Below are 20,971 nucleotides of genomic sequence, written 5' to 3' on the forward strand. Positions count from 1 at the left end.
GCCGAACCCATCGACACCGCGAGGGCTTCCAGGAACGTGCGAGTACCTGACCGGATGACATCCGCCGACCAGTTCCGCCTGACGCTCCGGCTGGCCCGGCGGCTGGCGCGCTCCCGGGCACTGGCCCGGTCGGTGGCGGTCGTGTTCGTCGCCGCGTTGCTGGTGATGGCGATGTTCGTCACCCTGCGGACCCTGTCCCTCTCGGGTGACCAGGTCGCCGACGGCCAACTGGGCCGGTTCGACGCGCGGGTCGGCTACGGCAGCGGAGTGGTCCTGCCACCGGGTGACGACACGTTCGTCACGGAGCTGAGGACCCGGGTGCGGGAAGCCGGTGTCACCGGTGCCGAGGTCGTGCTCAGCGCCACCGACGTCCAGCTCGACACCACGCCGGCCCGCGACGTGACGGCGCTGGAGACCGACTGGGCCGCCCGGCCGTACCCCGCGCGGTACGAGCTGCTGTCGGGGCGGTGGCCGAGCCGTCCCGGCGAGGCGGTCGTGACCGAACCGGACGATGTGCGGACTCCGGCGGGCGAGATCCTCACAGTGCTCGGCGGCGTACGGCTGAAGGTCGTCGGCACCGCCGACGACCGGAGCGCGAGCACGACGAACCTGCTGCTCGGACCGGGCACCTGGGCCGGGCTCGACCCCGCCCTGACCGAGGGGTTCCCGGTGCTGGGCGCCCAGCCGGACCTGACGTGGTCCGGGGAGCGGCAGCGGGCGGTCGTCGACGCGTTCACCGCCGCGGCGCGTTCCTGGGAGCAGGACCGGGCACCGGACCGGGGCGGTGCCGACTCCGGACCCGCCGAATCCGTCGGGCGGGACGCCGTGGCCGCCACCCTGACCACCAGGGACGAGCTGTCGGTGCGGCCGGAGAAGACGTGGATCGAGAAGACCCCGGCCGGCTACACCGTCCCCTCCCTGCTGGTGCCCGCGGCGGCGGTCCTGCTGTTGTTCGGGATGAACGACCGCCGCTTCCGGCGCACCACGGGCTCCCTGGTGTCCGTGGGCGTCCCCCGGACGGTGGCGGCGGCCGGGCAGGTCCTGGCCGCGCTGGCCTGGGCGCTGGGGGCGGCGCTCTGCGGGGCGCTGGCCGGTGTCGCGGCGGGCATCGGGGGCCGTGCGCTCATCTCCCACCTGCGCGACCGTCCCGCGGGACCGCTCGACGACCTCACGACGCCCGTACTGCGCCTGCTCGCGGTGATCCTGCTGACCGGGCTGGCAGCCGGAGCGATCCTTCTCCGTTCCCGGCGCGAGGCGTCCGTCCGGCCGTACCGCGAGGACCGTGACGCTCCCGCGTCCGAGCCGGATTCCCCCCGGCCCTCCCGCCTGGCCCGCCATGCCCGGCATCTGTCGGCCGTCGCTGCGTGGTGCGCCGTGGTGGTGTACGCGACCCGGGTCGATTCACCGGCCGACGCCATGATCCTGACCGGAATCGTGACCGCCGCGGTGCTGCTGGTCGTCCCCGATGTCTTCGGCGGGATGCTGCGGCTCCTGCCGGAGAACGGTCCGCGCCGTCGGCTGGTACGCCGCCGGCTGGCCGCCGACCGGCGCAGGGCCTGCGCCGCCCTGGCGGTGCTCACGGTGCTGTCCGGTGCCTCGCTGGGCTATCTCGCCCTGCTGGACACCCTGATCCGCACGGCGGACAAGCAGTCGTACCCCTCCGTGCTCCCCGGGCAGGTACTGCTCGCCGGTCACGGGAGCGACACCTTCCCGCCGGACGAGGCGCTGCTGCGTACGGTCGAGCGGTCCGGCGCGGTCGAGGGCCTGCCCCGTACGGAGGTGCGATACCTGATGGCCGGCGGTGCCGACAACCCGCGGATGGCCGTTCGGGAGGGTAGCGACGGCAGCCTGCTCGCGGCGGAGACCTCCGGTCAGGTCGAGCGGCTGCTCGGCCTCCGGCTCGACCGCGCCCAGGCCTCCCTGCTGCGTGACGGCGGCCTGCTGGTCTGGGCGGACGAGTCCGGTGCCCCCACCGGGAGGGACGCGCGCGTCCGGCTCACCGTCCGGCAGGGGGACGAGGTCCTGCGCGGCGGCGTCGAACTGCCCGCGGCCACGGTCGATCCCGTACCGGCCCGCTGGCGGGCCGGCTCCGACGGGATCATGCTGCGCTCGACCGCGCACGCGCTGGAGCTGCCGATCCAGTCACAGGGGCCGGTCATGGTCACCGGTGTCTCCGGCGAGCAGGCACATGCCCTGCAGCAGGCCGTCGTCGACGCCGGAATGGACGCGGGCGCCGTCCTGATCCACGTGCCGCCGGAGGACCCGGTGCCCCCGGCCGCGCTGCTGGCCACCGCGGCGGGGCTGGTGCTCCTGGCCCTCGCCGCGGTCCTGGCCGCCACCCGAAGCCAGACCCGCATCCTGCGGGGCTATCTGGCTCAACTGGTCGCCGTGGGCATCCCCCCGCGCTGGGCGCGGGACGTCCTGCTCTGCCAGCACGGGGTTCTGCTGGCGATGAGCTCCCTGCTCGGCCTGGTGATCGCCGTGGTGCCGAGCACGGTCCTCGCCGCGCGGATCTCCGGCTTCGTCCTGAGCCTCCCGTGGTGGCAGTTGGGCGTGCTCGCCGCGGCGATCCACCTCGCCGCCCTCCTGGCCGCCCTCCACTCCGTCCGCCGGCTCCGCGTCACCGAGGCCCGGTCCGGCTGAGGTCCGGTTGGGCCGGGCCCCGGCGGCGGGGGACCGGCCCGCACTATGCGGCGGGCTGCCTGCGGGCGAGCCGGTAGACGAGGTACGTCAGGCCGAGGATGACGTCCACGGCCACCCACAGGGCGATGATCAGTCCGACACCGATCGCGGTGCCGACGTCCCCGGCGCCCTCGCAAAGCTCCAGTTCCTTGCCGGTGAGTCCGGCGCACCCGGCCGGGGTGCCGCTGTTCCCGGCGATCCCCGTGATGATCCAGACCAGGAACAGCGCCTGGACGGCCAGGAAGAACCAGAAGAAGACGCGGTGCCGCTTCCGCGCCGGGCGCGTCGGCGCGTACTCGGGAGGTGGCCCGTTCCACAGGGGCGGCTGAGCGGGCGGGGCGGGAACGCCGGAGCCGCCTGGAGGCCGGGACTGGGAGGACGACTGGTTGTGCCGGGAGGGGCGGAGCCTGCTCATTCTCTGCTCCTTGCATCTATTAAGCCCATATTGCTCCCGAAATGCCGGAAACGGAACAGGGAGTGCCGTGGCCGAAAGGTCGCATCCTCCGGTGCGCCGAGTCGGGTCCTGGGCGGTGGCCGCGGAGTTCTCAGCCGTTTCCTTGCCTCGGCCCTCCCAGGGGCGACCCCGGGGAGCATCCGAAGGGGGGACAGCGGTGGGCGCCAGGTGACGGGGCCCGGTACGAGACCCTGTGCCGCCCCCGGCACCCGGCCCTCAGGCGGGGCGCTCGGCCATGACGACCACGCTCGGCCCGCTGTGCTCGTCCGCGGGGAGCCGAAGTTCGGCGACCGGACGCAGTCCGGCCTGCTCGATCAGGTCCACGAGCTGTTCCGGCCGCCACTTGTGCGTCGTCCAGCGAACGCGCACACCTCCGTAGGCCTCGGTGCGCACCGTGTCCTCGTCGCCGACGTGTGTCCCGGTGATGAAGTGGCCGCCCGGCTTCAGGGCACGCGCGAACAGGGCGAGGACCTGGGGAAGGACGTCGCGGGGGAGGTTGAACAGCGACCACCACCCGAGTACGCCCCCCAGGGACGCCTCCGCCAGGTCGAGGTCGGTGGCGGACGCGACGCTGAAGCGGCACTGCGGATGAAGACGGCGCGCGTTCTCGATCATGCGGGGCGAGAGATCGACCCCGGACACGTCGAGCCCGCGTTCGGCGAGGTAGGCGGTCACCGTCCCGGGCCCGCAGCCGACGTCGAGGACGGGACCGAGCCCGCTCACCGTGTCGGCGAAGGCGTCGATCGACGCCTTGAGCCACGGATGGCTGCGGATGTCGCCGACTCCCGTCGTCACCACCATGTGGGCGTAGTTGTCGGCCACCCGGTCATAGGACTCACGGACCACGTCGAGATCGGCCGGGCGGTCGATGCGGGGTGTGGGCATCGGCCAACAATAGGGTGGTGGTCCTGGGGAACGTCGGCCCAACTGCCAAATCACACAGGGGACTTCAGCGGGCAGGGGGCCGTGGCCTCCGTGCCGGAGTCCTCCGTGCGGTGGCTCGTGACCGCGCGAGCGCACCGGTTGCTTCGGCGCCCGGTGGCTGTGCGGCGTGCCACGAGGGGCCCTGGCCGTCGAGGCGGTGCGTCAGTCAGCGCTTGACGCGGCTGCGGACGGCCAGGACCGCCAGGCCGAGGAGGACGGGTTCGGCGAGGCGGGAGGCCATCTCGGTGTAGGTGCCGGTGGTGGTCAGGTCCTGGCCGGAGGAGCGGAAGACCACCGAGTTGATCACCACCCGCAGGGCCTTCTCGCTCCGCTCGGCGGTGACGCGTTCGGACCACGGCCCGGCCGGGTTGGCCGGGTCGGGGGTGTCGGTGGTCAGCGTGACCTGCTGTCCGGCGGCGACCTGGCGGCCGGTGGTGGTCGGCTTCGGATCGTCGGCGGGCAGGCCCCACAGCACCATCACCGCGACCGTGACGGCCATCGCCGCCCCCAGCCAGGCCAGCGCACGGGCGGCGCGCAGCCCGTAGCCGGACAGGGCCCAGTAGGCGGTCAGCAGCGCCCGCTCGCCCCAGGGCCGGCCGGTGTCGTGGCGGCGCATCTCGCACTCGCCGTAGTAGAAGTCGGCGGCGTCCGGCTCGTTCTTGCCGTCCTCCAGCGACTTGCGCAGTTGCCGGTACAGCGCGGCCACCGCGGCCGGTTTCAGGTTGGGGGCGTCCTGCGGCGGGGTGGTCCAGCCGCGGGCGAGGGCGGGGCGGCGGGCGGTACGTGACCGCCAGTGGTGCTCCTCGGTCAGCGTGTTGCGGCGGCTCCACCGCCAGGGCAGGCGCCGGTTCCAGACGGTGGGGGTGGTGGCGAAGGTGCACCAGCCGTCCACCCGCAACTGGTCGAGGTGGACCGCGCCGGCGAACCGGCACCCGCTCAGGTCGACATCGTGCAGCGCCAGGTGCGCGGCGTCCACCCCGCCCAGCGACGTCAGGCGCACGCCGGGGTCCTGGCCGGACAGTTCCATCTCCGGCAGCGAACTGTCCGAGCCGAAGCTGGGGAAGGGGTCGGGGCGGGCGGCGACCAGTACCGGGTACTCCAGGACCGCGTCTCGCAGGTCCAGTTCGGCGTAGCGCAGCTGCAGGGTGGCGGTCGACGCCCACCGGGTGCGCGCGCAACTCACCCGAGGTGCGGCGATCTCCAGTGTCACCGGCGCCTCGAACACCGCACCGTCCAGCACCACCTGCCGGTCGCACACCAGCGGCCCCAGGTGCGGCGCCTTCTCGAAGCGCGTCCCCTCGAACCGGGCGATGCCGGAGAAGGACGACGTGTCGAACCGGGCCTTGCGGGAGAAGGACGCCACGTCGAAATCGGCTTCGCCGGAGAAGGACGCCTTGACGAACCAGGCTTCGCCGGAGAAGGACGTCTCGTGGAACCGGGCGTCGCCGGAGAAGGACACCCCGTAGAACCCGGCTTCGCCGGAGAAGGACGACTCGGCGAACCAGGCTTCGCCGGAGAAGGACGACTCGTAGAACCGGGCGTCGCCGGAGAAGGACGACCCGGCGAACCAGGCGGTGTCGGAGAAGGACGACCTGGCGAACCAGGCGTCGCCGAATTGGGGGCGCCCGGTGGCGGGGTCGCGTAGGGCGTTGAGTAACTGGCCCAGCAGTTCGGGGGTGAAGGGGGTACCGCAGTGGTCGATGTCGGCACCGGGCGCCAGGGCGGCGAGATAGGCGAAGCGGTCGGCCTCGTCCAAGTGAGCCAGGCAGACTGCGTGTTCACCGACGTGGATGCCGCGACAACCGACCGGATCGGCCGGGGTGGCGCCGTGGCCACAGTGCGGCCAGCCCGGTGGCTCTGGGGACGGTTGGGGGTTCGGTTGGGTCATGCCCGGTGGACGCCTGATCCCGGCCGACAGTTGCCGGAGCGGGCTGAGGCCGCTCCAACTCCGCTCGGCGAACAGACGGACCGCCATATTCCGGATTACCCGAGTGGCGGTCTGTCGTGAGCGATCCCGCAGAGCCGTCAAAGATGTCAGGCTGTCAGCACTGGACAGTAGGTGCCTACCTGTCATTAACTGTCAACCAGGCATCGACTGAAAGAGGGGTGCTGTGGCAGCCGTCGACCACCGGGGACAGAGCAGGCCGGTCACCGGGGTCGGCGCGGGCCCTGGCACCGGATTCGTCCGCCGGTTCGCCGCCCTCGGCTCCTTCCGCCAAGCGGCCCCGGAACGGCCGCGCCGGGAGAGCGTCACCGAGACGGCACCCGTGCCCGAATCCGCCAGGAACGGCCGCAAGGCACTGCCGACGCGTACGACCGTCCGCCGATCCACCACCGAGCCGAAGGGGCACACATGCCCGCTGAACCCGCCGAGCCCCCACCGCCCCCGGGCCCGTCCCGGCGTACGTTCGTCGCGACGACCGCCGCGGTGGGCGGCGCCGTCGCCGCCGGTGGCACACCCGCGGCCTCCGCCGCACCGGCCGCCGCCCGTCCGCCCGCCGGCCGCGTCTCACTGACCGTCAACGGCGAGCGGCACACCCTCACTGTCGACAACCGCACCTCACTCCTGGACCTGCTGCGCGAGCACCTCGCTCTGACCGGCACCAAGAAAGGCTGCGACGCCGGTGCCTGCGGGGCGTGCACCGTCCTGGTCGACGGCCGCCGCGTCAACGCGTGCCTCACCCTCGCCATACGCCTGGAAGGCGCCGAGGTCACCACCATCGAGGGCCTGGCCCCCGGCGCCCCGGCCGCGGACGACGGCGAACTGCACCCGCTCCAGCGCGCGTTCATCGAACACGACGCCTTCCAGTGCGGCTTCTGCACCTCCGGCCAGCTCATGTCCGCCGCTGCCTGCATCCGGGAGGGCCACACCGGCTCCGCCACCGAGATCCGGGAGTGGATGAGCGGCAACCTCTGCCGCTGCGGCTGCTACACCAACATCGTCAAGGCGGTCGGCCAGGCCGCCGCGCACCGGAAATGAGGCGCGGCCACCATGCACCCCTTCACCTACACCAAGCCCTCCGACACCCAGGCCGCGCTGGCCGCCGGGCGGCGCGGCGGCCGGTACCTCGCGGGCGGCACCACCCTGGTCGACCTGATGCGCGAGACCGTCGAACGCCCCCGCACCCTGGTCGACATCACCGCCCTGCCGCTACGCGCGATCACCCCCACCGCACGCGGCGGCCTGCGCATCGGCGCCCTGGCACCGATGTCCGACACCGCCGCCCACCCCGCCGTACGCACCACCTACCCCGTCCTCTCCCAGGCCCTGGAACTCAGCGCCTCCCCGCAGCTCCGCAACATGGCCACCATCGGCGGCAACCTCATGCAGCGCACCCGCTGCACGTACTTCCGCGACGTGACCGCCGCCTGCAACAAGCGCGACCCCGGCTCGGGCTGCGCGGCCCGCGACGGCCACAACCGCACCCACGCCATCCTCGGCACCTCCGCCCACTGCGTCGCCACCCACCCCTCCGACGCCGCCGTGGCACTCACCGCCCTGGACGCGACCGTCCACCTCCTGGCCCCGGACGGCGGCGAACGCACCGTCCCCCTCACCGACTTCCTCCTCCGCCCCGGCCGCACCCCCCACCGCGAACAGGCGCTCCGACCAGGCGAGTTGATCACGGCAGTGGAGATACCGCCCCACCCGCGCCCGCTCCGCTCCGGCTACCTGAAGGTGCGCGACCGGCAGTCGTACGAGTTCGCCCTCACCTCCGCCGCCGTCGCCCTGCACCTCCGCGGCGGGACGATCCGCGCGGCGCGGGTCGCCGCCGGCGGCGTCGGCACCGTCCCGTGGCGGCTTCCCGCCGTCGAACGGCACCTCGTCGGCCGGCGCCCCTCCGACGCCCTGTGGGCCGAGGCCGCCGAACACGCCGCCGAAGGCGCCCGCCCACTGGCGCACAACCGCTTCAAGACCGCCCTGCTCCGCCGCACCGTCGAACGCCAGCTCCGCACCGTGGGAGGTACCAGGTGAGCCCCCAGCCGCAGGCAGCCGTCGGGGCGCCGCTCTCCCGGGTGGACGGGCGGCTGAAGGTCACCGGCCGGGCCGAGTACGCCGCCGACCACGACGTCAGGGGCGCGGCGCACGCGGTCCTCGTCGGCAGCAGCATCGCCCTCGGCCGCGTCACCGCCGTCGACACCCGCGCCGCCCTCGCCCAACCCGGCGTCCTCGCCGTGATCGGCCACCTGAACGCACCGAAGCTGGCGTACCGCGACAACCCCCGGGCGATCACGGACCCGCCGGTCGGCGAGCGGCTGCACGTCTTCCAGGACGACCGGGTCCGCTTCTTCGGCCAGCCCGTCGCCGTGGTCGTGGCCCGGACCCTGGAGGCCGCACGCCACGCCGCCGACCTGGTACGCGTCTCCTACCGGGCGGAGCGGCCCGCCACCGACCTGGCCGCCCCCGGCCGCCCCGCCAACGACCCCCTGCCCCCGCAGGACTACGTCCGCGGCACCCCGGACGAGGCGCTGGCCGCCGCACCGGTACGCCTGGAGCCCACCTACCGGCTCGCCCGCATGCACCACAACGCCATGGAGCCGCACGCCACCCTCGCCCGCTGGGACGGCGACGAGCTCACCGTCTGGGACAAGACCCAGTGGGTGCAGGGGACGCAGCACGAACTCGCCGCCGTGTTCGGCATCCCGCCGGAGTCGGTGCGCGTCGTCTCGCCCTTCGTCGGCGGCGCGTTCGGCAACGCCGCGCGGGTCTGGCCGCACTCCGCCGTCGCGGCGCTGGCCGCCCGCGTCACCGGGCGCCCGGTGAAACTCGTCCTGACCCGCGAACAGCTCTACCACGGCGTCGGCTACCGGCCCGCCTACACCTACACGCTGCGCCTGGGCAGCAGCCGCGGCGGACGGCTGACCGCGATGGTCCACGAGCTGCGGGCCGAGACCTCCACGTACGAGAACTTCCTGGAGAGCGCCCTCAGCCCCGGCCAGATGCTCTACGCCACCCCCCACGTCCGCCAGACGTACCGGACCGTGCCGCTGGACGTGAACACCCCCACCTACATGCGCGGCCCCGGCTACGCGACCGCCGCGTTCGCCGTCGAGTCGGCCCTGGACGAACTCGCCCACGAACTGGGCGTCGACCCCATCGAGCTGCGGCTGCGCAACGAACCGGCCGAGGACCCCTCCAGCGGGCTGCCGTTCTCCACCCGGCGGCTGCGCGAATGCCTGCGCGTGGGCGCCGACGCCTTCGGCTGGGACCGGCGCGCCCCGAAGCCGCGCGCCACCCGCGACGGCGACTGGCTCGTCGGCACCGGCATGGCCGCCGGCTGCTACCACACCCTGCGGTTCGGGGCGCAGGCCCGCGTCCGGCTGGACGCCGACGGCACGGCCCTGGTCGAGTGCGCGTCAAGCGACATGGGGCCCGGCACGTACACCTCGATGACGCAGCTCGCCGCGGACGCCCTCGGCCTGCCCCTGCGCAAGGTGACCTTCCGGCTCGGCGACTCCCGCATGCCCACGGCCCCGCCGCACTCCGGCTCCCTCACCATGGCCAGCGTCGGCTCCGCCGTCCAGGACGGCTGCGACGGGCTGCGGCGGCAGGCGGTCGAACTGGCCGTCGCGGACGAGGGATCGCCCCTGTACGGCGCCGACGCTGGCGAGGTCGTCGTCCGCGCCGGCCGGCTGCACGTGCCCGGCGACCCGGCGCGCGCGGACACCTACCGGCGGCTCCTGGCCCGCAACGACCGCGCCCACCTCGAAGTGCTCGGCTCCTTCACCCCGCCCTCGGGACCGGCGCGGTCGTCGATGTACGCCTTCGGCGCGACGTTCGCCGAGGTCGCCGTCGACGCCCGGCTGGGCATGGTGCGGGTGCGGCGGATGCTCGGCGTGTACGACGCGGGGCGCATCATCAGCCCCAAGCTGGCCGAGAGCCAGGCGCTCGGGGCCATGGTGGGCGGCATCGGCCAGGCGCTGCTGGAGCACACGGTCACCGACCACCGCGACGGCCGGATCGTCAACGCGAACCTGGCCGACTACCTCGTCCCCGTCAACGCCGACGTCCCCGACCTGCGGGCGGTCTACCTCGACAACGGCGCGGACTTCGACACCGACCCCATCGGCGTCAAGGGACTGGGCGAGGTCGTCGCCGTCGGCGTGGCACCCGCCATCGCCAACGCCGTCTTCCACGCCACCGGCCGCCGCGTCCGCGACCTGCCCATCACCGTCGAAGCCCTGCTCTGAGCCGGGGGCCGCCGCCCCCTCTCCCCTCCCGCCCCCTCCCGTCCTTTCCCTCCCGCTCCCTGCTCCCGGAGACCCGCCATGCTGAACATCGCGGACGAACTGCACGCCTGGTGCCGCGCGGCGCGCCCCTTCGCCCTGGCCACCGTCGTCCAGGTCAGCGGCAGCGCGCCGCTGCCGGTCGGCACCTCGCTGGCCGTGGACGGGGAGGGGAACGCGGTCGGCAGCGTCTCGGGCGGCTGCGTGGAGGCCGCCGTCTACGAACTGTGCCGCCACACCCTGGAGGCGGACGGGCCCACGGCGGTACGGGAGCGGTTCGGCTACTCCGACGAGGACGCCTTCGCCGTGGGCCTGACCTGCGGCGGCGAACTCGACATCCTGATACAGCGGATCAACCCCACCACCGAACCCCACCTCACCACAGCCCTCGCCGCGGTGGCAGCGGACCGGCCCGCCGCCGTGGCCCGGGTCGTGGACGGACCGCCGGAACTCCTCGGCCGCACCCTGTCCGTCCTCGGCGACGACGACACCCACCACGGAACCCTGGGCGGCGACGAACGCCAGGACCGGACGGCAGCCGCCCGCACCCGCGCCCTCCTACGCGTCGGCCGCACGGCCCGCACGGCCCGCACCGACCTCCCCGCCACCCCCAACGCCCCCGACACCACCGCCCCCTGCCCCGACAACCTCACGCTCCTGGTCCACACCCACGCCCCGCCGCCCCGCCTGCTGATCTTCGGCGCGGTCGACTTCACCGCCGCCCTCAGCCGGGCCGGACGCTTCCTCGGCTATCGCGTCACCGTCTGCGACGCCCGCCCCGTCTTCGCCACCCCGGCCCGCTTCCCGGACGCGGACGAGGTCGTCACCGACTGGCCGCACCGCTACCTGGCCGCCACCGAGGTGGACGCCCGCACCGCGATCTGCGTCCTCACCCACGACGCGAAGTTCGACGTACCCCTGCTGCGCCTGGCCCTGGGCCTGCCCGTCGGCTACGTGGGCGCGATGGGCTCCCGCCGCACCCACGCCCGCCGCCTGGAACTGCTGCGGGAGGCCGGCGTCCCGGATGACCAACTCACCTTGCTGCACTCACCGATCGGCCTCGACCTCGGTGCCCACACCCCCGAGGAGACGGCGATCTCCATCACCGCGGAGATCATCGCCCACACCCACCAGGCCCCCGCCCGTCCCCTCACCCACACCACGGGCCCGATCCATCGCCTGGCCCCGACGCCCGAGGAGCTACACCCGATCCCGCAGCCCACATGACCACAGCCCTCTTCCGGCCTCAGTGCTCGTGCTTTCCGCGAGTGATCTACTGAGCATTTTCAGCGTTGCCTCTCCACGGTGAGGACGGCTTTGGTGATGACGGCCATGAGGTTGGGGCTGCAGCGGGCGCGTCGGAAGATCCGCCAGGACTTCAGGCGGGCGATTCCGCGTTCGACGGGTGCCCGGGCGGCGGACAGGGCTCGGTTGACCGTCCGCTCGGTGGGGGTGAGTTCGCCGTTGGGCGGGCGGCGCTTTGCGGTGGTGACCCAGTCGCCTGCACCGAGGTAGGCCATGTCGGCGAGGATCGGGACTCCTTGGCGTTCACAGATTCGGATGATCTTGTGGGTGCGGGCGGCCGTCAGGTCGTGGGTCCGGCCCGGCAGTGCCGGCGACAGCCAGAGGATCTCTCCGGCGGGATCGGTGACGACCTGCACGTTCACGCCGTGCCGCTTGTGCTTGGAGGAGTAGTCGGCTCGTCCGTCGCCGACCCGGTCGCACTCGGCGAGGGTGCCGTCCAGGAGCGCGTACTCGGGGTCCGTCTCCCGCAGGGTTTTCAGCAGTCCCGGTGCCTTGTCCGCCAGGTGCCGGACGACGGTGGTGACGTAGGCGTGGGCGGTGCCGACGGATACGCCGAAGCCTGCGGCGATCTGCGCGAGCGTGTCGTGCCGGCGGAGGTAGACCAGGGTGACGAGAGCACGCTGGTGGGGCGGGAGCTTGCAGCGGCGGTCACCCTCACGGGTGACGATGAGCATGGTTACCCACTCGACCAGGGCGTGAGGCAGGTCGAGTGCGGCAGGATAGGGAACCAACGAGGCTCCTGCGCTGATGAGTTGAGACGTCGAACACCTCTCTCAACGGCACGGGAGCCTCGTGCGTTGCGGGCAGCGGCCTCGTCACCCGTTCGGTGGCCACGCTGAAAAGGCTCACTGAGTCAGCTCGGCCAGCCAGGCAAGGCAGTCGTTTAGGACTGCGGCATCAAGCGCTTTGCCACTCGTGGACTGGCAAAGCAAGCGCGTCTTCGATGGATGAAGCATGGCGGGTCCTGTTTAGCTCCCGTCGTAGGCTACCTGCACTCGTATGGTGCCCTTGGCCGTATGCAGGAGGGCGTCGCCCTGTCCGGCTAGAGCTTCGGCTCCGGTCTCGTCCAGAATGATGCGGCTGTCGGTCGCGGTCTTGACCCGAAGGGCGAGTTGGGCAGGGAAGTTGGAGCGGATGGTCGTCGAGATAACGTCTGCGCTCGGGCGCTGCGTGGCGGCGATGACATGAATTCCCGCAGCGCGGGCTTTCTGCGTCAGACGCTTGAGCAGCGCCTCGATTTTCTTCTTCTCCTCTGGATCGCTAGTAAGGTCGGCATACTCGTCTAGGACGATGACGATCCAAGGCTTTCGTTCCGCTTTGTCGACCTTGGCGTTGTACTCGACGAGTTTGCGTGCACGAATCGCCTTCATGTCCTTGTAGCGCACGGCCATCTCTTCGACGGTTTCCTCAAGGATCTCGATAGCATCGGCGGCGTCCATGCCGATCATGCCGTCAAGGTGAGGGTCGTCCTCAAAATCGACGAGTTCGGTGCCCTTCGGGTCCACGAGGCGGAGTCTCAGGGTGCTCTTGTCGTACCGGATCAAACCTTTAAGGATCGTGTCCAAGGCGACGGATTTTCCTGATCCGGTAGTTCCCGCCACCAGCAAGTGTGGTGAGTCCGCGGAGGACAGGTCGATGGCGACCGGTTTTCCTTCGATGTCGGCGCCCAAGGGGGCAATGAGGCTCTCAGGGTTAGCTGGGCACTGCTGCCACAATGCCTTAGCGTCGACACCATACTTCTCGTCATCGATTTTAGGGATTTCGAAGAGCACGGAGCCGCGGTCGCTGCGAGTACGAATGCTGAAACCGGAGGGCAATTCCAAGGCCAAAAAAATCTCGTCGCGACGATTGGTCAGTTTTTCCACCGTGACGCCGGGATGAGGGACGAACCGGAAGATGTAGAATCCTGGCCCTTCCTGCCACGCGCCGATCTCGGGGGCGGTAACCACGACCCGGTGAAGGTCGAAGACATCAACAACCTTACGGTATCGAAGCCTCAATTCCTCCTCGCCGATCCCACCGCGATGAGCACTTGGAGTGACAGAATCTTCCTTTGCTGCGATGCGACGGGCAACTACCTGATCCGATACAGTCGCCGGAGCGGTCCCTCCGACGACCTCAATAGATGCGGCCGGCTCGCCCGAAGCAGGAATTTCAGTGGAAGCGTTTGCTGAGGGAGGCTTTGCGACAGTGTTTTGAAACCTCTCTGTCCCACTGAGGTCCCCCGAAGAGACAAGGGGGTCAGCATTGGTGGGGTCCTGGTTGGCACGCAGAGCGCCGATAAGATTCAGCAGCTCATGTTTGTTCAGCCTCACCAGGGTGTGCTTGCCGAGTTTTCTGATCTCGGGGGCTGGCTGGTCGTCCTCAGCTGAGATGGCCACGGCAACGCCGGAGACTTGACCAAGCTGAACGTCTGCGGAGCGCAGGGCATCAAGGATCTTCGCTTCGACCTGACGGTGGTCGCTTTTGCCTACTATGGCGCGAGCTGGAAGTTCTGAGGCCTGCAGGGTGTTCCCACTGGTCTGAGCGATCGCGGCGGCAAGCTCGTCCAGCCAGAAAGGACGGTCGTGGCGAGCCTCGTCACCTGAGCGGAAGGCATCCTTGCACAGGTCGGTGGTGCGATTCAGCTGCTCTTCGGCCGAGCCGACGTCGAAGGTCTGGCGGAATTTGGACTCGGCGACCAGAACATCCAGGCGAACTATGCCATCGTCTTGGATAGTCAGTACGAACCGCCCTAGATCGGCACGGGTTTTGTGCCCGCGACCGAACCAACGGTGGTGCTCGTCAAAGCTAATCCAGGTGACCAGGCTCGTGCCCTGCCGAGGGATGGGGAACTGCTGATCGATGACAAATCGAGTGGCTACCAGGCCGACGACTTCGTTGACCGTGGTGCCGATACCGAGGGAGCGCAAAACGGCGCCAGGAGCCACGTTGCGGCCGACCTCGTAAATCCGCTTGGCGGTGCCTTCGGAGTCCTGCGGGATGACGACACCGATCTGCTCCAAGCGGCGTTGCAGGCGCTGGACGACGAACTGTTGGCCGGTCTGCGAGCTGACAATGAGGGTGTACGACTCGTTCTTTCCGACACTCGGTTTGACGAGAATGACGTCAGGGCGGTTGTGCAGGGCATCGATCTGTTCACGGCCGATGAAGCTATCGAGGGTGACGACCCAGTGGGCCACGCGGTGCAGCTTGGCGAACAATTCCTGATGCTGGTGGAACTGCACCTGCATTTCGAAGTAGTCGATGCTGTCGACACTCTCCCGGGAGACTGGAGAACGGCGATCGTAGCGCACGCACAAGGTGGACCAAGACTCAAGAGTCTCATCGGCGGTTTCGGGTAGCAGCGCTCTCACGACGTTCTCACTAGTCTGAGCCAAGTTGTGTGAGGCCGGATGCTTCCAGGGGTTAAAAAGGCCCGACAAGGATTCCTTCTTGGTGCTCTCCTTGATACTGGTCTGAGTACCGAACAGCGCTGGAGCTAGAGCGAGATCTATGGTGTCTTCCAGGGTGTCTTCCAGCCCTGACAGGTCTGCTTTCTGGTCGGGATCCCATGTCTGCAGGATGAGTTGAACGTCGGGCAGGAAGCTGTCCTCGGACATCTCCGCGCCGGAGAACTGTAGGTCGAAACCCTGGATGATCTCGTGGTGGGTGGTCTGGGGAGCCAGCACGACCAAGTCAACCTTTAGACGAGAGTTCTTGGCACGTACTTGCTTGGCCACGCGCATGGGTAGGACGGGGTCGCCGTTGCGGTTCAGAAGCAGTACACGTAGGCCGTCAAGCTTGTGAGGGTAAGTCGTCAGATAGTCGGTGATAACGCGGACCATCTCATCGATCGCGGTCTCGTCGACACTGGAGAGCCATTCCTTGGACTCGTTGCCGCCATGGCGGACCGGGGCATACTCTTCGTGTCCGGCCGATTCTCGCATCGGAATGGCGATCGTGCCACCCGGTCCGACGAGGACTGCCGGTGTTCCGTGTGGGGAGATGCGATCGATAGCGTCGAAAAAGAGATCCTCGTTCTCCTGATTGAGGCTCAGGCCTCCCTCTCTGTCCAGGGCGGTCTTAATGCTGCGAGCGATCTCTGTGTAGTTCCGTGCCAGCCATCGCAGCTTCAGTGGATGGGTGGCCAGCATCATCATGCGGTGATCGGCCAGCCCGACGACGTCGGTCAGGACGACGGCCTTAAGGTCTGCGTCCGGGGAGTTGTCGGGAATCAGGGTGGTGCGAGCTTCGCGGAGAATTTCTTCCCACTCGCGTACGTAATCGTTAACTTTCCCGGCATCAAGCCCTTCGGAGAACCTCTCAAAGTGCTTCCTCTTGAGGTGTTCCAGCTGGCCAGCAAAATTAGTTTCGCTGATAGGTGCAGGCTCGTCGACCTGCCATTGTCGGGGGTCGCTGAACTTCTCAAGGAAGGTGTCGAAAGTCAGATCACTGGCATGGCCAGGGGGGTTCCTCCAGCTGCTGTTGATGAGGGCTGCCAAGGATATCTGCCCGGGGATTCCCAGGGGGTCCCAGCGAAAACGTCGCTGGGCGACGCCATCCATCTCGACCAGGATGCGCAAAGGAGCCCACTCAGTGTTCAGGTCGAACGGCTCGTGGGTTTCTTGGGCCTCCAGCAGGGCTGGTTTCGTTACGTTCAGCAGGCAGTCTTTCACCTCCAGAGTCAGGCGAAGCCCGGTTGATTCCTGGATGTCACGCAGGGTGCGTGCGTACAGGAAAGCAAACAGCCAGCGACTCCATTGCCCGGCTTCCTGGTTTCCTTCAAGCCCGACCACGACGGAGCCTTCCTCTTCGTCGGAGAAGTAGGTCAGCTCGCGCAGCAGGGCACGCAGCGGGTCTTGGACGAACTGAGAGTCCGGGAAGGCAAGCTTCTCAACTTTGCGACGCGAGCGCTTGGACAGCAGGTCGGCCAGCGATTCAGCGCAACCAATGGGAGCCTCGTCAAGGAAGCGCTGTGCGGATTCCTGGTCTCCGCGGTTAAGTGCCTCTTCGATCATCATGGAGTCGAAGTCGTCGACCCGGTCTGAGGCCTTCTTCTCGATCTCTTGCCGGATCTGCTGCCCAAGGCCGATCTTTTTGGACTTCTGCTCAAAGACCTCAAGCCAGAGGGTCAGATCCTGCTCACAGCGCAGCTGACGACGATCCTGCAGGATCGTCCCACTGCGGTTGAGGTTGAGTACGAGGTTGCGCATGCGGGTTTTAACAGTCTCTGGCTCCGCTCCGATGTGAGCCAGGGACTCCTCGCTGAACTCAGCCGTGGCGATGCGGTCTATCAGATCTTCCGCGGTGATCTCCTTGCCGGCGGGCTGTTTGAAGGCACTGACGCAGACGTTCTTCTTGATTCGGGCAGGCAGCGCAGCAGGCTTGACGAAAAGGTTTCGGTCCGGGAATAGACCAAGAGCGGGCAAGGCTGCAGAAATCGCGGTACGGACGGTGTCAGACGTGTGGACCCGAGCTGCTACGACCTTCTGTGCCGTCTCGACCAGGAAGGCTGCCCAACGATGCAAGGACCGGGGATCTTCATCGGTGACTGCGCGCCAGATCTCTGGCATAGAGCCAGCCATCAGAGCCGGAATGGTGCCGCTGCCACCCACCTCCCGCCATACCTCTGCCATGAACCTGCTGAATCCGTGCTCGCCGGAGTTGTCATGCCGGACGCCCAGGATTGTGGCATCGTCAAGGGCGTTCATGGCCGCTAGGCCCTGTGCGTCCGGAGTCCGCCCCCACTCGAACAGCAACACCGCCATGCCCTGCACAGAATTCCGCCACTTGGTCAGCTGGTCCCCCCGGTCCAGCAGGAACTCATCAGGCACGCCGTTGATCTGCTCTGAGGTACCGACCTTGACGACAACCTGAAGCTCCGGTGACTCCGAAAGCCTCTGAGCTGTGCGACGGAGGGCCTCGGCCACAGTCGGCTGATCGAACCCGCTGACGCGCAGGCCGACACGGGTCCCGCTGGTCTCAGTGACCTTCCGCAGTGCTTCATTGGCGACGAACCGGCCGAGCGCTCGGATGCTGCTGTCGGTCACCGTGGCTCCCCTCGAACCATGCTGGTTGCGTCTGAATACTGAGTGAGTAGATTGATAGCGGTCAGCTTCTCTCGGAACGCCTTGCCGTTGTGGACAAGTATCGACGAGTCGATTTCATGGGCCAACGGACCCTCAGCCGCGACCTTGTTTTCCGCTACTAGGCCGTAATCTCTGTACAGCAGCGCACAGAACTGGTCGAATTCCATTTCCGTGCCCTGCGGGATGGTGGCGGATACCAGTGCTTCAAGCATCGAGGGCTTCATAGTGAAGTGTCGGCGCCCGGCTGTTGCGTTCAGGGCTCCTACAGCGGCGAGGGTCTCGCTGAAGAATGCCTGGGGCGATGCGACCGCCTTACCGTTCGCCTTGATGAATCGCTCGTATCGGCGCTTCTTAGCCTCGTCACCTTCGGATTTGTTGATCATTTCCTGGGCCTGGATGTTGATCGCGTTGGCGATGTCGTTGCGGAAGCTGGCGAGACTGTTCTGTGATTCGCTGCGCAGCGGATTCGCCTCATTTCCGAAGTCCAAAAGAATCGACTCACCATCGATGAAACCCAGCCTCCTGCGCGCGAGGTGAAGTTGGTGGCGGGCCAGGCAATAGGGGACCCAATGCATGAGGTTCTCGGTGCGCTTGGCTCTGGGCGTCGTAGCCCGGGCAACGATGTTAAAAACCCCATTCCTCAGGAGGGCAGGCCACGGACTGAGGTCCTCATACAGATCAATGTCTCTTTCTGAATCGTCTTCGTATGGCTCTTCGTCGTAGTCGAAGTCGTGGGCGCTAAGGGCTTTGGCGAGGTTGCCCAGCGGGGTGCCGCTGTCTTGGACGAGATCGCCAAGGCCCTGTTGGGTAGCTGCCTTGCGGTCAGGATTAGTGTCGCTGCGCAGGGCTTTGTAGGCCCAGCCCCCACCATCGCGGAAAAGATAGCGCTCGATGCTCGGAGCCTTGATCCTGGCAGTTAGTTTGCTGGCCTGCTCGCGCTTCTTAGGGGAGGTACCGCGTTGATGGAGCTTTCGGTCGACTGCGTCGTAGTGGATGAGCTCGCCGACGAACGGATAGATGTGCGCCCCGAACCAGCTGGGCTGACGGCGGCGCCCTGGGATATCGACCAACAGGGACGAGAACAGGGCATGGAGTGTCTCCAATGTTTCGGGAGAGTCCAGCTCGACCGCTTTACCGAGTTCTTCGTCGCCTTCGGCGATGGAGGATTTGGTTGCGATCCGCCGAGCCAGGTCGTGTGAGGTTCTCTTGTATGCAACCCTGTCTCCGTCGTCCAGAAGACCTGCATACTTCTGTGGGTTTTCCTGATGTGCCAGGTAGACGCCGCGGGCGATCGCGAGCATCTCAAGCGCGACGTAAAATCCGCGTCCTTGCTGTTCAAGATTCACCCCGAAGAGACGACGGACGACCTCTGCCTTGGAACGATCAGCCACTACACCCGCACCGACCTGATCTTGTCGCCGACGTCGATCATAAGCTTTCTCATGACGTTGCCCACCAGTACCTGAATCTCGTCGTCCTTGTTCGACGAGTCAGCCAGCTCTGCCAGGGATCCGCTCAGTCCGCGGATCTCGGCCTCATGCTGAACCTCGCTACGCAGGCCTGCGGCCCACCGCGTCAACAACTCGAAGCGCAGAAGATCCACCTCAACCGAGACTGCGGCCTGATCAGGGGCGACGGCTGGGATACGGATGTAGATCAAGCGGTTGAGCCACTCGACAGCTTTCTGCATCTCCGGGATGTCGCCCGTGCGGCCTTCCTTCTGCCACTGGGTGACCTGGTCGACTACCTCAACGCCCTTGCTGGATACTCGCCGAGAGATCACGGCTGCGCGGGCGCGATGGGCGAAGAAGGCCGGGTCAAGCACGAGGAAGTCAGGGTTGCTCCCAGCTCGGTGGATACCCTGGACGGCTTCCAGGCCCTTGAGGAAGCGGTCTCGCACTGTGGTGTCTGCTGGGTCACCATTCTTGTTCTGGACACTGACGAAGTCGTCGCCGGCCTGCAGGCCCATGCGGGCGAACCGGTCCTTGTTGTCAATGCTGTTGAAGAAGTCAGCACGTCGCAGGAACGTATACAAGCCCCGCAGCTGTTCGGCCTGTTTCTGTGCGTCCCGGATCGTACGGGCCTTCTGCAGGTAACTTTTGGGGTCCTCAGGAGGGAAACGGCTGACTGTGTCCGGGTCAAGACGGTCGTCAACCTGGCGACGAGATACCTTTCCCGGGTCTAGCTTGCGCAGTGCGAAAAAGGCGGGAACCCGATGACGTTGTTGCTGGGTCAACCGGTCACCGAAAAGCGCCTGATGGTACAGGTGAGGTGCCTGCCACAACCTGTTCGAGCGCGACCACTGGTACTTGGCATGAACGTTTTCACAAGACAGGCCGCCTGTAAGCATGTAGCTGGTCACTGTAAGCGCTTGGCGGGTTGTAACTACGGCTCCGGTGCGCTCGGCTGCGGCGAAGAGGTCCCGGATTGCGGCCCGGCGCTGAGGCCCGTGGGTTGCATCGTTCAACTCGTTGCGATTGGCCAGAATTGGGCAGATTTCCTGTGCATCACAGGTTTCACAAGGCTTCCACCGCGACCATTTCGGAGTCGTCCACTGCCTCAGCACCCAAGGGACGAAGCCACCATTGGGACCTTCAGCCGCTACGGACTGGTAATTGAGGTTGATGACAATGACTGTGTCATCAGGGTTGCTGACCCGCCCGCGAGCAATGCCCTCCGTGAGGGTCTTCACCAGAATCTTGGCGCGTCCTGTGCCGCCGTTGTCGAGGTTGTCGTCTTCAGCGACACATTTACGTAGCTGGCCCTCGTTTGCGCAGATAATCGCGACGCCATTGTCTGGAGGGTCGAGTAGCTCCACGAGCTTGCGGGCGCCCGCCTGCGCATTGAGTTCGCTGAGATCCCTCAGGATGTACAGTGGACGCTTGCTACGGGTCTGGCCGAGGGAGCGGCTGGCGTCGCCAGCCTCGGTCAATTTTTTGAAAACAGCCTTTTTTCGAACATCTGACGATACCGTCTCGCTGTCGACCCACAGCTTGGCCAGGAGGCTGGCACACAGACTCGTCTTGCCATGCCCAGCGTCTCCGGTGAGGACGATGGTTTTCGTGGTCGATTCCTCTATGGCCCTCAGCAGGTAGTCCAGCGTTGAGACGGGGAACAGTGACTGCGTCCGGTCTGCCTGTTCGTAGATCATCTCCGAGGTGTCGACATCGAACGGCTGGTAGCGACGTATCCGTTGGACGTGTTTGTTGACCTCTAGTGGCATGCTGCTGTCCTTCGTCGAGCGAGCCGGGGGCGCTGCAAAAGTCTAGCTGCCAGCGCTCCTGCTGGTAGGTTAAATTCGACCCAA

Annotated in this window: 12 protein-coding genes; 5 read left to right on the top strand and 7 right to left on the bottom strand. The window is 67.7% G+C overall.

Annotated features, from left to right (window positions below; translation table 11 throughout):
* Positions 1–54: 54 nt before the first annotated feature.
* Entirely contained in the window at positions 55–2,643 is a 2,589-nt protein-coding gene (locus CUT44_RS11125; RefSeq protein ID WP_100201768.1) for a hypothetical protein, read from the top strand.
* A gap of 43 nt (positions 2,644–2,686) precedes the next feature.
* Here CUT44_RS11125 and CUT44_RS11130 read toward each other — a convergent pair whose 3' ends face one another.
* From CUT44_RS11130 to CUT44_RS11140, 3 genes are all read right to left on the bottom strand, one after another.
* Positions 2,687–3,097, bottom strand: coding sequence for a hypothetical protein (locus CUT44_RS11130; protein WP_100201769.1), 411 nt, complete (start codon positions 3,095–3,097; stop codon positions 2,687–2,689).
* A gap of 255 nt (positions 3,098–3,352) precedes the next feature.
* Complete coding sequence (locus CUT44_RS11135) at positions 3,353–4,021, bottom strand: class I SAM-dependent methyltransferase (RefSeq protein WP_100201770.1); 669 nt, start codon at positions 4,019–4,021, stop codon at positions 3,353–3,355.
* 205 nt (positions 4,022–4,226) lie between these two features.
* The gene (locus tag CUT44_RS11140) at positions 4,227–5,816 is read right to left on the bottom strand and encodes a pentapeptide repeat-containing protein (RefSeq protein WP_332888260.1); all 1,590 of its coding nucleotides are present in this window, start codon (positions 5,814–5,816) and stop codon (positions 4,227–4,229) included.
* Between the two features lie 597 nt (positions 5,817–6,413).
* Here CUT44_RS11140 and CUT44_RS11145 point away from each other — a divergent pair.
* From CUT44_RS11145 to CUT44_RS11160, 4 genes are all read left to right on the top strand, one after another.
* The gene (locus CUT44_RS11145; protein WP_100201772.1) at positions 6,414–7,040 is read left to right on the top strand and encodes a (2Fe-2S)-binding protein; all 627 of its coding nucleotides are present in this window, start codon (positions 6,414–6,416) and stop codon (positions 7,038–7,040) included.
* A 12-nt stretch (positions 7,041–7,052) separates the two neighbouring features.
* On the top strand, positions 7,053–8,036 hold the full coding sequence (locus tag CUT44_RS11150) for an FAD binding domain-containing protein (RefSeq protein WP_100201773.1): 984 nt from the start codon (positions 7,053–7,055) through the stop codon (positions 8,034–8,036).
* Positions 8,033–10,252, top strand: coding sequence for a xanthine dehydrogenase family protein molybdopterin-binding subunit (locus tag CUT44_RS11155; protein WP_100201774.1), 2,220 nt, complete (start codon positions 8,033–8,035; stop codon positions 10,250–10,252). The genes CUT44_RS11150 and CUT44_RS11155 overlap by 4 nt, the downstream gene beginning before the upstream one ends.
* A 78-nt stretch (positions 10,253–10,330) precedes the next feature.
* Positions 10,331–11,515 carry an XdhC family protein gene (locus CUT44_RS11160; protein WP_100201775.1) on the top strand — a complete coding sequence of 395 codons (1,185 nt, stop codon included), beginning with the start codon at positions 10,331–10,333 and terminating at the stop codon, positions 11,513–11,515.
* Positions 11,516–11,574: 59 nt separating this feature from the next.
* Here CUT44_RS11160 and CUT44_RS11165 read toward each other — a convergent pair whose 3' ends face one another.
* The 4 genes from CUT44_RS11165 to CUT44_RS32710 form a co-directional block, all read right to left on the bottom strand.
* Positions 11,575–12,324 carry a transposase family protein gene (locus CUT44_RS11165; protein WP_100201776.1) on the bottom strand — a complete coding sequence of 250 codons (750 nt, stop codon included), beginning with the start codon at positions 12,322–12,324 and terminating at the stop codon, positions 11,575–11,577.
* A gap of 237 nt (positions 12,325–12,561) precedes the next feature.
* Complete coding sequence (locus tag CUT44_RS11170) at positions 12,562–17,625, bottom strand: FtsK/SpoIIIE domain-containing protein (RefSeq protein ID WP_100201777.1); 5,064 nt, start codon at positions 17,623–17,625, stop codon at positions 12,562–12,564.
* Positions 17,622–19,055, bottom strand: a complete 1,434-nt coding sequence (locus tag CUT44_RS11175) for a hypothetical protein (protein ID WP_146252198.1) — start codon at positions 19,053–19,055, stop codon at positions 17,622–17,624. The genes CUT44_RS11170 and CUT44_RS11175 overlap by 4 nt, the downstream gene beginning before the upstream one ends.
* Complete coding sequence (locus CUT44_RS32710; protein WP_146252199.1) at positions 19,055–20,887, bottom strand: hypothetical protein; 1,833 nt, start codon at positions 20,885–20,887, stop codon at positions 19,055–19,057. The genes CUT44_RS11175 and CUT44_RS32710 overlap by 1 nt, the downstream gene beginning before the upstream one ends.
* Positions 20,888–20,971 lie beyond the last annotated feature (84 nt).

Source organism: Streptomyces carminius, assembly GCF_002794255.1.
GTDB classification, from domain to species: Bacteria; Actinomycetota; Actinomycetes; order Streptomycetales; family Streptomycetaceae; genus Streptomyces; species Streptomyces carminius.